The organism is Bacillus sp. EU55 (assembly GCF_038005925.1).
GTDB lineage: Bacteria > Bacillota > Bacilli > Bacillales > Bacillaceae > Bacillus > Bacillus velezensis.
The window spans coordinates 3,374,996-3,388,207 of record NZ_JBBOUE010000001.1; the positions used below are offsets into that span (position 1 = coordinate 3,374,996).

General features: G+C 46.4%; 10 protein-coding genes and 1 pseudogene. 1 reads left to right on the top strand and 10 read right to left on the bottom strand.

From position 1 onward, the window contains the following. Positions 1 to 4: 4 nt before the first annotated feature. The 6 genes and pseudogenes from yunB to NYE50_RS17240 form a co-directional block, all read right to left on the bottom strand. Positions 5 to 763 (bottom strand): sporulation protein YunB, encoded by a 759-nt coding sequence (yunB, locus tag NYE50_RS17215; protein WP_017419459.1) that lies wholly within the window; start codon positions 761 to 763, stop codon positions 5 to 7. 126 nt (positions 764 to 889) lie between these two features. Beyond that, positions 890 to 2,284, bottom strand: a pseudogene (locus NYE50_RS17220) (bifunctional metallophosphatase/5'-nucleotidase). A gap of 17 nt (positions 2,285 to 2,301) precedes the next feature. Beyond that, positions 2,302 to 3,123 (bottom strand): sulfite exporter TauE/SafE family protein, encoded by an 822-nt coding sequence (locus NYE50_RS17225; protein WP_007613562.1) that lies wholly within the window; start codon positions 3,121 to 3,123, stop codon positions 2,302 to 2,304. Positions 3,124 to 3,142: 19 nt separating this feature from the next. After that, entirely contained in the window at positions 3,143 to 3,994 is an 852-nt protein-coding gene (locus NYE50_RS17230) for a DUF72 domain-containing protein (RefSeq protein WP_071181958.1), read from the bottom strand. 26 nt (positions 3,995 to 4,020) lie between these two features. Next, entirely contained in the window at positions 4,021 to 4,374 is a 354-nt protein-coding gene (locus NYE50_RS17235; protein ID WP_007408736.1) for a YunG family protein, read from the bottom strand. A 72-nt stretch (positions 4,375 to 4,446) separates the two neighbouring features. Then, positions 4,447 to 5,811: an allantoinase gene (locus NYE50_RS17240; RefSeq protein WP_224988001.1), complete on the bottom strand. Its 1,365-nt coding sequence runs from the start codon at positions 5,809 to 5,811 to the stop codon at positions 4,447 to 4,449. Between the two features lie 179 nt (positions 5,812 to 5,990). Between NYE50_RS17240 and NYE50_RS17245 the strand changes: the two genes are divergently transcribed. Next, positions 5,991 to 7,586 (top strand): PucR family transcriptional regulator, encoded by a 1,596-nt coding sequence (locus NYE50_RS17245; protein ID WP_104842786.1) that lies wholly within the window; start codon positions 5,991 to 5,993, stop codon positions 7,584 to 7,586. Positions 7,587 to 7,893: 307 nt separating this feature from the next. Here NYE50_RS17245 and NYE50_RS17250 read toward each other — a convergent pair whose 3' ends face one another. The 4 genes from NYE50_RS17250 to NYE50_RS17270 form a co-directional block, all read right to left on the bottom strand. After that, a complete protein-coding gene (locus tag NYE50_RS17250) occupies positions 7,894 to 9,021 on the bottom strand; it encodes a Rap family tetratricopeptide repeat protein (protein WP_159354545.1) in 1,128 nt (375 codons plus the stop codon). A 439-nt stretch (positions 9,022 to 9,460) separates the two neighbouring features. After that, positions 9,461 to 10,594 carry a hypothetical protein gene (locus NYE50_RS17260; RefSeq protein WP_159354546.1) on the bottom strand — a complete coding sequence of 378 codons (1,134 nt, stop codon included), beginning with the start codon at positions 10,592 to 10,594 and terminating at the stop codon, positions 9,461 to 9,463. Between the two features lie 56 nt (positions 10,595 to 10,650). Further along, positions 10,651 to 11,847, bottom strand: coding sequence for an MFS transporter (locus tag NYE50_RS17265; protein ID WP_159354547.1), 1,197 nt, complete (start codon positions 11,845 to 11,847; stop codon positions 10,651 to 10,653). A 121-nt stretch (positions 11,848 to 11,968) separates the two neighbouring features. Continuing rightward, positions 11,969 to 13,180, bottom strand: coding sequence for a pyridoxal-phosphate-dependent aminotransferase family protein (locus NYE50_RS17270; protein WP_217274304.1), 1,212 nt, complete (start codon positions 13,178 to 13,180; stop codon positions 11,969 to 11,971). Positions 13,181 to 13,212 lie beyond the last annotated feature (32 nt).

A 13,212-nucleotide genomic window follows, 5' to 3' on the forward strand; every position in this document is an offset into this window, starting at 1 on the left:
GTTTTTATTTATCTTTCTTCTGTTTTTCATTCGGCAGCTGGACGGAAGGCGTCACACCTGATCCGCCGCTTCCGTTATAAAACTGCGGCACCTCTCCTTGAATCGCTTTAATGGAGACCGGAATATTATTTGTCACGACTGATGTCTTACTGGCAAACGGAATAATGACCTTTACTTTTATTTCCACAAAGATGCTGATATCGATCAGGGCATTGTTAATGCCGTACGGCTTTATTTTTGTTTTCACATCAGTTAACGCATCGCCGATCAGGTTAAAGCGCACGGGGATTTTCGGCCCCAGATTTCCGAGAATGCTGTTTCCCGTGACCTGCCCTAAAGGGATGTTAATCATAATTTCATCGGCCGTTTTCGCGTCTTTTTCCGTTTCATGCTGCTTATTGTTCGACTCCGCTTCCTTCAGATGAGCCTGAAGCTGCTTTGTCACTTTCGCCTTCATACTGTTGACCATTTGTGTATTAAAATCCATCGTTGTGACTTTTCCGTTTTCATCCGTTTTCATATCGACCATATCTTTCACATTGTCGCTGTGAGACATGTATTCTTCAATGGATTCCGTAATGACCTCTGTCGCCACCCGTTTGGTTTCCATTTCTCCTATGTTCATCAGCACCGGTTTGATTGAGGAGTTGATCATCCAAAGGCTGATGACCGTCGATATGATAAAAAAAGCAAACGACAGAAGAAGCACATATCGAAAAGGCAAAGGCCCTCTCTTGCGAAGAGCGCTCCGGTATCTAGGCAAGAAAAATCCCCCCTTACATATCACAATGTATGCTTGTAAGGGGGGACATAGTATTTTATTTTTACTCTTAAAAAGTCCCGCTTACCTTTACTCGAATGAGATGGAACGGCGGGCAGCTATACGACATTACGGCTGCCGCGCGAGCTTCCAGGCGAGCAGATCCCTTAAAAACTCAGGCATAAAGTATTGTTTTTCTTTTGAATCGCGGATGTAAGGGAACAGCTTTCCGAGTGTAAACATGTCGAGAACGGCAACCGAGTATATCCGCTCCGGATCAATCTCTTCTCCGTTCACTTTCACATTGAGGAGATGCGTCACACCGTCTTCAAGAATGCCGGCCTCTGCCTCCGCTCCGGCATATACCATCCTGCCCATCACTTCCCCGCGGAAGCCGAGACCTTTTATCCGCAGCTGCTCCATTTGTTCCGAGGCGGCCTGGCTGATTGTTTCCTGGAGTTCCCTGCCTGAAAGACGAACGGCCACCGGATTGATCGGATGAGGGCAGATGCGGTGCAGGTCAAGCTTTGTGACAGGCCCCTTCTGTAAAGGCCCCAAAATGACGCCTGAATTCACCATGCTGACTTCACAGCCGCACCAGCTTTTCAGCGCTTCGGCTAATAGAAGCGGGAGCGGCGATTCCTCAAACCACTTCACGCCGGCTTCTTCATTCAGATTAGCGACTTGTTCGGAGAGCAGGTTTTCCGCTTCCCGTTCTTTCTCTTTCAGAAAAGCCGCCGTATCTTCAGATTCCCCGTGCCAATCAGCCATTTTCTGTACAGATGCCTGTTTGCTGACAATGGTTCGTGATTCACTTTCTATCGTCAGCTCGACACAGCCGACATAGTTCCCGTATTTCTCCGCACATGCAAGCAATACGCCGCTTATGTCCTGTCCGTCCTCAAGAAGGTGGTGCGTATGTGATTCAAGAATGACATCGATGTCGGGAAATTTTTCCGCTGCGGCCCGGTCATCGATCAAGCCTAAATGAGAAAGCAGAATGATGATATCCGCTTTGCCCTTGATATCGTCAAGTGATTCTTGAATGCTTTTTTCCGCATCCGTCACCGTCCAGCCTAGTTTTTGATAGACGGGATAATACGGCACCGTGACGCCCAGTATGCCGGCGGTCATCCCGTTTTTCAGCGTTTTGATCACGTAGGGCTCGGCCTATTCCGGCCGCTGTCCGTCCGCGTCAAACAGGTTGGACACAATGACGGGAAACGCGGCATGGGTATATAAATCCGCCAGCTCATCGTGAGGCAGCGTAATTCCTTCATTATTCCCGACGGCAGCCGCATCAATCTCAAGCCGATTTAACAAGTCGACATTCGCTTTGCCGAAGGTCGCTTCCGTTATCATTTGGAATCGGTCCATATGATCGCCGATGTCGAATACGAGTGTTTCCTCCCCGTCTTTTTCATGTTCATTTCTCTTCTGCTCAATATAATGTACGATTTTCGGCCAATTTTCGAAATGGCTGTGCAAATCATTCGTATGATATAAACGGAGCTTCTCTAACATACCATCTCTCCTACCTTTTAGCTGAATATCCCTTGATAAATCAATTCACAGCCGATCAAAATCAAGACGACCCGCATGAAAAGCACGATCGTTTTCGTCTGCACCCGCTTATTGACCCACGCGCCCATTTTGCCGCCGAACCACGCGCCCGGAACGAGACACAGCGCATACAGCCAATTGACATGGCCCTCTGCGATATGTGACACGGAACCCGTCACGGAGGATAAGAAAATAATGAGCATTGACGTCGCCACAGCCACTTTCGGCGGGAACAAAAATAACAGCATCATGGCCGGAACCATAAGAGAGCCGCCGCCAATGCCGAAAAGACCGCCCAATAAACCGACGAAAAAGGCAATCACGATACCGGTGAAAATACGGTACGAATATGTATAAAGCTCACCTGATTCATCCTCATATGTCCGGATCATGCCTTTATGCGCTTTATTGACCGGTTTTGCTTTCGCCTTCAACATTAATGTAATGGAAATCAAAATCATAAAAAGTCCGAACCAGACGGAAAACGTATGCGCATTAAAAAGTTTAGACAAATACGCGCCGATGATGCTTCCCGGGCCGGAACCGATAAAAAAGATCAGTCCGCTTTTGTAGTCAACGGTTTTATATTTCATATAGGCCAGAGTTGATGACAGGCCCGTAAAAATAATCACCAAAAGGGACGTGCCGATGGCAGTCTGCGGTGTTACGTCATGGAAAAACGGAGTCATCGTGCTTAAATAGAGCATCGCCGGCACGATGATAATTCCTCCCCCAAGCCCGATCAGGCTGCCGACCGTTCCCGCGATAAATCCTAATATGATCAATATAAGATAAGACATGTGTCTTGAAACCTCTTTTCTAGCTGAATAGGTCGAGCTGCTTCGGAGCAAGCCCGGTATATGAGATATCTAACATTTCAAGCATCTCAAGTCCGTTATCGGCGGCGTCTCCGCCTGAGTTATTGTTGAAGAGCACATACAGATTTCGCGACTGCTTTTTCAGCTCCTGAAGATTGTTTTTCCAATCTTTGAGCTCCTGTTTGTTATAGCGGTATAAATATCTGACCTCACGCCAGTTTTGTCCGCCGTCTGGTTTGATCCAGCCCTGCTTGTTCCGCCCGTGAAAACGGACAAGCGTTTTTTCTTCATCCGTTGCTTTCAGGACGGTCGGAATACTGCCCTCGCCGATTTGCGGCTCGTCACATATGCTGTGAATCCAGCCTTCCTCCTTCATAAAGGAAAGCGTCTGCTCGTAAAATGGCGGGGAAAACCAAGACCGGTTGCGGAATTCAAGCGCGCACGGAATATCGCCCATCTGCTGCCTGCACCATCTTAAATATGCGACGTTTTCTTTCTTGCAGTCAAACCACGGCGGGAATTGGAACAGCACCATGGCAAGCTTTCCATGCTCTATATACGGCGATAATGACAGCTTAAACGCCTCAAACATGTCTTCCTTCGATTCAAAGGGAATATCGCCGCGCTGATGGCCCGTCATTCCTTGATATGCCTTAATGACAAATTGAAAAGATTCCGGCGTCTCTTTGACCCATCTTTCATTATTGCGGGCGGGCTGTATCGCGTAAAAGCTCGCGTCCAGCTCAACGATGGGAAAATGGGAGGAATACGCCTGCAGTTTTTGCGGGCCCGCCGTTTTAGGCGGATAGATGCTGTCATGATCCCCCCACCCCGTCAGTCCGATATAAATCACAATCCTTCACCTCTCACTCTAGTTTATCACAGGTGTTTTTCTCTTTCCGTTTCCATGTTTTTTCTGAATGCACTTTTCAGGAACCGGTATTGATGTTCATTGGTGTCTGAAAATGCCTCATCTCTGGAAGAAAGAATGTGCTGATAGACGATCGGCTCTGAAAACTGACCGCTAGTGAAATCATATATCTCCCCGTCTATTCGGTTATAAAAATGCCAGCTTGTGCCGGTTTTTGTTTTGAGAATGTCACCGCCGTAAACATCTTGGATGACTAAAGCCGTCACGCCGCACTGGCCTTTGGCCGGGCAATCTTCCGTCCATTTTGTACTGGTCTTGCGCGACCAGGATGCCGTTAATATGTTCAAGATTTGATCATACAATGTGTTTTACTCCTTTTTATAAAAAGATACCACGAGACCCGCTTTCCAAACGACAAAAAAAGCCGATTCTCATCAGAGAATCGGCTCTTTTATTAGAGAAGGCTTCAGGAATGTTCCGAATGCCCCGCTCTGCTTACGACCGCCATCCTGATACACACAGCGCCCCTTGCTGTAGGTCGCAGCAATTCGGTATGGAAAGGTGCGGCCTTCATACAGGCTTTGCTTATGTTTGGAAAACATCGTTTCTTTTGTGACGGTAAAAGGTTCCGGCCGGACAATGGCAAAATCAGCGTCAAATCCTTCTTCAAGCCGGCCTTTATTCGTTAAACCGAAGCGCTCGGCCGGTGCTTCGGCCGTCCATCGGGCCACATGTTCAAACGGAATCCCATGATCGATCGCTAATTGAATCATGCCGAGAAGCGTAAATTGGCCTCCGCTGATCCCGCCCCACGACAGAAACATATTATCCTCGCGTTTCAAAGACGGATGACAGGGAGAATGATCCGAAGACACTATATCAATCAGGCCCTCAGCCAAAACCCCGATCAATTCCTCTTTATCAGCCTCTGAGCGGAGCGGCGGAGCGCATTTGGCGGCCGCCCCTTTTTTGAGGAAGTCTTCAAAGCTGAATAATAAGTAGTGCGGACACGTTTCAACGGTGACATCCAATCCGTCTTTTTTCGCCTGCTGAATGGAGAGCACGGCCCGTTTCGTGCTGATATGTACAAAATGAAGCGCGCATCCCGTCGCTCTTGCATACTCAATCGCCCGCTGCACAGCCTCGCATTCGGCCTCTTCCGGACGTGAGGAAGCGTAAGCGCGGGCATCAATTTTCCCTTGGAGCGCGTACTCGGCTTCAAGGAATCGGGTGAGGGCGTCGCTTTCTGCGTGCAGAGCCAAAACCTTGCCGCACGCCGCGATTTCCTTCATTCCCTTTAAAAGAGTCCGTTCATCGGCTGATTGAAATTCATCCGTTCCCGATTTAGACAGAAACGCTTTAAACCCGATTGCCCCCGCTTCTGCCATCAGCCGGATATGTTCGGTATATCCGGGCATCAAACCGCCCCAAAGCGCAAAATCAACCGCTGACTTCCGTTCGGCGATTTCCGCCTTTGCCAGCAGGTTTTCAGCAGTTACCGTCGAAGGGATGCAGTTAAGCGGCATATCAAAATAAGACGTACAGCCGCCGGCAGCCAGCATGTTTGAGCCGGTTTCAATGCCTTCCCATTCTTCGCGGCCGGGTTCATTGAAATGCACGTGACAATCGACCGCTCCCGGAAACACATACATGCCGTCCGCCTGCACCACTTGTTCCGCGTTTTCGTCAATGCCGGGCCCGATCAAGGCAATTTTCCCGTCCTTGACGGCGATATCAGCCCGCTCTGTTCCGCCTTTTCGCACAGCTTTCGCACCCTTTACAATTACGTCATAGGCCATTTTATCTTCCTCCCTGTAAGGATGACGATTTTCTGTCAGTTTTTATCACAACATGCGTCTATGATTGCCAGTTTACTGCTACTATGATCGTAATACATCAGCAAAACCGCTATAATTTTTGATGATTTTTATTCATATTAACCAATGGTTGTCTTTAGAACCTGAAAGGAGATTGACTGATGAATATTTATGACGTGATGAAGATTCCCGCTTATGAGCGGGCCGCATTAATCGCAGGCAAATCCGGCGGCTGGAGGGAGGTGCAGCACGTCAACATGATGGATGCGCCGGACATCGCTGATTTTTTACATAAAAATGAACTGCTCGTCACGACGGCTTACCACTTGAAGGACCGCCCGCAGCTGTTGAAAGATTTGATCCGCCTCATGGCAAAACGGGGCTGCGCGGGACTGGGGATCAAAACGAAACGTTATCTTAATGTCATTCCGAAAGATGTTGCGGAGCTTGCCGACCGGTATGAATTTCCGATTATTGAGCTGCCGGAAGACATCAGGCTCGGAGATATCGTCAACGCCACACTGAGCCATATTCTTGATATGCGTTCAAATGAGCTGCAGCAGGCCATTTACGCCCATAAAAAATTCACAAACCACATCATGAGCGGCAAGGGGATTCAATCCCTGCTTAAGAAGCTCTCAGACATTCTCCGGCTTCCCGTGCTGCTTTTGGATCAGCATACAAAACTCTTATCATCGTCCCACCGCATACCCATTGACACGTCTTTATTGAAAAACATCTGTTATTCCCTTTCCGGGCCTTATTTCACCTGCTTTTCCATGCTGTCCGACAGAAAGGCGTATTCTGTCCTGCCGATTCTGAATGTTGAAAAAAACTGCGGTTATCTGGTGATTCCGGAGCTGGTGCAGACCGCTGATAAAGGCATGATTTTGACAATTGAACAGGCGGCCAACGTCATTTCCTTTGAACTGCTGAAAGAAAATGCCATCAAACAATTCGGCAGACGGGCGCGCAATGAATTTTTCAGCAATTTCATCGACCGCTCGTTTACCGGCCATGAAGAAATCAAAAGCCGCGCCAAAGAATTCCGGCTCCGCTGGGATCAGCAATACATGTGCATTTGCGGAAAACTCGACCGAAATGAGAAAACGATCAGCTTTACCGAAAATCAGCTCGTTTCCGATCATGTATTTGAACTGCTTGAAGGGGAGCTGTCATCCTTTCCGTTTCCCCCTCATCTCTTTATTAAAGGAAATGTCGGTATTCTTTTAATTGAAGCGACAGACAGCTGGAATGAAATGCACGCGTCTGTCATCAGCTTTTTGGAGCAGTTTCAAAAGCAGGTCCGGACGCAGTTTAAACGGACTGTCTCCTTCGGCATCTCAAACATATGCCAAAAGCTGATCGACGTCCCTGACGCTTTTACCGAAGCTTCAGACGCCATTTCATCCGGGCATTTGTCCAGAAGCGCGGAGTTTATTCAAATCTATCATGCCAAAGACGTGCCGGAGCTGCTCCGCCTGCTTCCCGCGGAAGATGTGAAAAAGTTTTACGAAGCCACCCTCCAAAGCCTGGCCGACCGGCAAAAGGAGGACCAGAGCCTGCTTCATACGCTGTCTGTTTACCTGGAGACCCACTGCCAGATTTCAGAAACGGCTAAGCGCCTGTACGTCCATCGAAATACGGTGATCTATCGTTTAGAAAAATGCGAGGAACTGCTCGGCAAAAGCTTAAAAGATCCGGAAACGACGATGCGCCTGCGGCTCGCGCTGAGAATGCAGCGGCTGATCGGTTAAGAAATCGTTAGAGACAGGGATGCGGGTGTTCTCCCGCATCCTATTTAAGTGGGATTGATTCAGCTTAATTCTCAAAAAATGCTGCCGTCAAAATCTGCTTCCATTGACATCATCAGCCGTTAGTTATGATTTTCAGCAGACTCTAATCTAAACTAAAAAAGCCTTTCCCGAAGAAAAGGCTTTTGCTGTTCAAGTCTGAAAACGATCCGAAGCAGTTTGAAAGGTATCATGTGTTTTTTCCACTGTGTTCACACCCAATCCGCATACTAAAGATAACGACAGACCCAAAATAATGAAGATGCTTTTTTTAAAATTCATACAGGCATTCTCCCCTTTGAATTTGTGTTTGCGTATCTACCATTTTTTTATGATAAAAATAAGACGTTTCAAATTCCTTTGAATCTGCATAAATCGAAGCAGTTTCACAGGCGATGTCTTCAACATATGAATAATTCTTATTTTTCTCCAGGTATTCGATCGTATCGTTTATCCCTTGCTGATTCACAGCGTCTACATAAAGAGCTTTGAGATAGCCTTGTAGTGACTCAAAAAGCTTATCCCCTTGGGATACTGCTGCCGATAATCCTTTCTTACTCGCTTGCATTCCTTCAGCCATTTTCCCTTGTTTAAAAAGAACCTTCGCATAAGAAAACAAGGAATGAGGTAAGTTACTCAGCTTTGCTTTTTCTGTAATTTCAACAGCTTGTTTCAAGAAGTTTTCAGCCTGTGAATGTTCTCCCCTATCAGCGTAATTTGCACCCAAATTATAAAGAGCAGAACTAATCAACCTACTATTATCTAACTCTTTCGATAACTTAAGAGCCTTTTCAAGGTGCGGCTGACTCTTCTCATAACGTTTTAAATCACAATAATTCCCTGATATGACAAATAGACATTGAATTTTCCGGACCTTATACAACTCATACTGATCGTAAATATCGAGCGCTTGCTTTACGTGATGCATGGAGACGTGGCTTTGTTTCATACCGTAATATGCTTCAGCCAGTTTAAAATGAAACTCCGCTCTCTCAATTTCATCATGCACATGAACGAGTTGTTTTTCAGCCTCTTTATAAAAGCCGATCGCCTTTACATACTGCTTTTGATCAAATTCATTCATGCCGCGGAAAAATAAAGAATAATAGCACAGCAGGCCGGAAATTCCTTTATTTGATGCTTCAATTTTTTCCAGCAGCTCGTCAATTGTCGGTCTCACGCGGGTAGTCACCGGTTCTAAATAATCCAGCATAAGCTGATGGCGGAATTTCATGAGGGTGTAGTAAATCAGTAGATACTCGTCTTCTTCCATCTCATTTATTTCTTGTTCCACTTCCGCTTTCAAAATCTCCGCATCCGGAACACTGAACTGACGTATCATTTTGTACCATTCATTAATCTTAACGCCAACCTCCGATGATGGTAAAACAGAACTCACAAGGCCACTCCTCCTTTTATATCATATTCTAACATTTCCAAAATTATGTATGTCCGCAATAAAACCGCAAAATTTCATTCGTCTTGATCATAAATCTTAGTTTTGAGTTTTAAGTCTACAACAAAAAAGAAGGCCTTATGCAGCCTGCTTTTTTTTGAGAAATTTATCTAAGATGAAAATAAATAATGTGAATAATAGAGACATCATCAACATGTCCAGTATAGTTGCATTAGAATTTTCTTTTACTAAGAAGAACCAGAGAAGCTGTAAAACGAAAGAAATCACAAAATACAATATGTACCTAATACTATTCATGTCAATCCATCCCTTCAATGATCCTTATTGTCCTATACAGCGTACACTGAACCATGCTGGAATCTCCCGGTAATGATGAGTAAATATATGCTGAATGAACTGGAGCTGATCTAATCACCTAAACTTATTTTAAAATTTCAAAACGTGCAATTTCCCACTCTTTTTTTGCTTTTAGCGGGATTGTTTTTAGCTTTTTGCCTGATTTCAAATCATAAGACGTGATGTCTCCAAGCTTCTTATCGCGCTGGATATCAAAGTTTTTGAATAAAACATACATCTCTCTGTCAGTGAATTGAACATCATTCATTAATTTGTTATCATCCCCAGCATAAAAATTGAAAGAGTTTTTCTTAACCATTTTTTTATCAAATATCTGCAGCTTCCCATCAAAAGAAACGGCTAAGACTTTATCTTTTACTATTTTCAATTTTGCAGGATGAAACCCTTTCTCCATCTCGACTTCTTTTTTTACCTTTAGCGTCTCTCTGTCTATTAATATGAGCTTAGAATTCTCTTTCTCATTCACGTTATCATTAACTGCCAGTACAAATGTATTTTCATCTAAAGCTTGGAATGCATCCTTTTCATCCATGAAGTATATCCCTTTATTCGGTATGGATGCCTTGTTCTCTTGCTTATTTGTCTCTGGGTTAATTGAAAGGATGGACATACTTTCTTCATCACTTGAAATGACATAAATTTTATTTTTAGCGACGATTGCTGATCCAAGTTCTCCGTCAAGCTTTATTTGTTTCTTGTTTTTTCGGCTGTTTTCCTTCCAATATACCAATTGACTCTTCAGCCCTTTGTCTGTATATCCAACGTTAATGTCATGGATGATATAACCGTCAGAACTTCTTATAAAGAAAGCACCTTCATCCTCAGTTGTTTTTGACAAACTCTTTTCATTTATTTTGTTTATTGTTCCGGTTTTATTGTCTATCATCAAGTGATTATTGCTTCTATTTGATGAGAAGTACGTATCGTTTTTGTTATGTGAAGACATCGTAAAATTTATACCACCTTTCAATTCCAAGCTATCCATTTTAGTACCATCTTCACTGTAAACCCCAATCTCACTTCCCCTATCTAAAGTGTTGGAAAAACCAACAATAAAACTCGCATTGTCAATATCCTTTAATACAGTCTTTTGATTGCTGCTTTTTTCCTCTTTTTCATTCCCAGTTGGGATGAGAGCGCAAGAGGTTGTGACGATCAGTATGCAAATGAAAATAAACAAGGTTTTAAGTCTATTCATTTTTTTCCTCCCTATGAGATAGCAAAAAGCCTCCGGATACACGGAGGCTTTGATTCTTATCCTTGCTGCGTGAACGGCCGGGTCTGTGTCTTTTTGCCCCAGCCAAGCGCGGCCAGAAAACTGATGGCGAGAATGGCCGCTCCCAGCATATACGGAAATTCCATATTTACGTCAAAGAGAAAACCGGCGGCTGACGGTCCGGCGATATTCGCTAAGCTGATGAATGAGGTATTCATCCCGCCGGCAAACCCCTGCTGGTCACCGGCAAGCTTCGACAGCATCGTATTAACCGCCGGCCGGAGCAGCGATGTCAGCGTCAGAAAAAAGATTGCCGCGGCAAAAACAGTCCAATATGAACCCGCAAACCGGCACCACACAAGTCCTGCAGCCGCCCCGATCAACGTCACGTTAATGACGCGCTTTTCCCCGAACCTGCGGACGAGATAACTGACGCCGACCGCCTGCACAAACACGCCGATAAGACCCGCGGCCGTAATAATAAAGGCAATATCAGAGGCTTTAAATCCGTGTTTATGGTCAACGTAAAGGCCGAAAACGGATTCAAAGTTCATAATTCCGAAGTTCAGCACAAAAACCAGAATCAGCATAAACGCGAACGGCGATTTAAGCGCGCGTGACATTTGCTTAAACAGATGCTCACGTTTTTCCGTTTTTGCCCGGGCTTCCAGCTGCTTTTCACGTCCCAGCGTTTCAGGCAGAAAGAAAAATGAAAGCACCGTTGAAAAGCAGGCGAGACTTGCAGACACGATGAACGGCACAGACATGCCGTAATGAACCAAATAGCCTCCGACACCGGGCCCGATGACGACACCGAGCGTCATCGCCGCGCTGAACAGCCCCATTCCTTTCCCGCGTTCTTCTTCGGTCGTAATATCCGCAATGTAAGCGAACATTGACGGCATTAAAAACGCCGCGCCCATTCCGCCCAAAAGGCGGGATGCGAACAATTGCCACAGGCTTCCGGCAAAGGCGAAGATCAATTGTGACACGGCAAAGGCGGCGATGCCGAAAATAATCAGTTTCCGCCGTCCGTATTTGTCGGTTATTTCCCCGGCAATAGGCGCAAATAAAAGCTGTGTAAGCCCCGCCGCCGCAACAAGCAGACCCATCGTGCTCCCCGTCGCTCCGAATTCGGTAATATATGCGGGCATAATCGGAATAATCAATCCGATTCCAAGCATCGCAATAAACATATTCAGCATTAAAATTGACAATCGGCCCATGTACGCCATGATTTCTTACCTTCTCCCCAGACAAACAGATGATCGTTCCATATTTGTCATTTTTTATACCATTCAGTATAACGGGGAAAAGGGAAAAAAGTCCAGATGATTTCAATCTCGTTTTCATGTCTCATGACAGCACACCGGTTTCAGCCGGCAGATCATATATGTTAAGGGCCGCCTGCAGCGCTTCCCCGGCTTTAACGGCAACACCGTGTCTGATCAGAACCGCTTCAAGTCCGGCCAGCACAAACAGCACATTTTCCTTTCTGCAGCTGTAGCCCATCGTTCCGATTCGCCAAATTTTCCCCTGCAGCGGACCGAACGAGCTGGCGATTTCAATTCCGAATTGAGACAAAAGCATACTTCTGATCGATTCGCCGTCTGCTTCCGGCGGAATCTTCACACATGTGACGACAGGCAGCTTCGCCTCCGGATCGCCGAATAAATCAAGGCCCATCGCTGCAAGTCCCGCCGTAAGCGCTTTTTCATGACGCTGATGCCTGCGGAACCGTTCTTCAAGTCCTTCTTCCAGGACAAGGCGCACACCCTCCCGCAGCGCATAAAGCATTGCTGTCGCTTCTGTATGGTGATTCAGCCTTCTTTCACTCCAATAATCTTCGAGCTGGCTCAGATCAAAATAGTTGCTCGTAATCGGCCGATGACCGGACAGCATGTTACCGTCAGCCGCCGTCGCAATGCCCCGTTCTACCTTTTTACGCGCGGCAATGACAGCTGCTGTCCGGTCATTATAAGTAATCGGCGCCATTCCGGAAGGGACCGATAGGCATTTTTGCGTTCCCCCGATGACTGCGTCAATCTTCCATTCATCCGTTTTTACGGCGCAGCCTCCGATCGTGGCCACGGCATCCACGATAAAGAGTGCGTCTTGGGCGCGGCACGCTTCCCCGATTTCTTTCAGCGGGTGAATCCGCCCCGTTGATGTTTCTCCGTGCACCATAGCGACGATTTTCGGGGAAATCTTTTTCATCTCGCTGATAATCTCGTCAGGCCGGAAGACCGTTCCCCATTCACACTCGATCATATGAACGTCCGCTCCGTATCGCTCGGCGATTTCAGTCAGCAGGTATCCGAAGCGTCCGTATATCGGAACGAGCACGCTGTCGCCCGGTTCTATCACACTTGCGAGAACAGCCTCAATCCCCGCTCTTGATGTACCGTCAATCGGATAGGCCCAGCGGTTTTCCGTTTGAAACAATTCACGGAGCATTTGCATCGTTTCGTTCATGATGCCGGTAAATGCCGGATCAAACTGGCCGATGATCGGAGCGCCCATCGCCCTCAGCACTCTCGGTTCAGCTTCTGTCGGTCCCGGTGTCATAATCGTTCTTTGCGGAATGCACAATTCTTTTC

Bases quoted from the DNA above. Each gene is read 5' to 3' on its own strand.
- NYE50_RS17225 (WP_007613562.1), bottom strand. From the start codon at position 3,123: ATGTCTTATCTTATATTGATCATATTAGGATTTATCGCGGGAACGGTC.
- NYE50_RS17240 (WP_224988001.1), bottom strand. From the start codon at position 5,811: ATGGCCTATGACGTAATTGTAAAGGGTGCGAAAGCTGTGCGAAAAGGC.
- NYE50_RS17245 (WP_104842786.1), top strand. From the start codon at position 5,991: ATGAATATTTATGACGTGATGAAGATTCCCGCTTATGAGCGGGCCGCA.
- NYE50_RS17260 (WP_159354546.1), bottom strand. From the start codon at position 10,594: ATGAATAGACTTAAAACCTTGTTTATTTTCATTTGCATACTGATCGTC.
- NYE50_RS17265 (WP_159354547.1), bottom strand. From the start codon at position 11,847: ATGGCGTACATGGGCCGATTGTCAATTTTAATGCTGAATATGTTTATT.
- NYE50_RS17270 (WP_217274304.1), bottom strand. From the start codon at position 13,180: ATGACACCGGGACCGACAGAAGCTGAACCGAGAGTGCTGAGGGCGATG.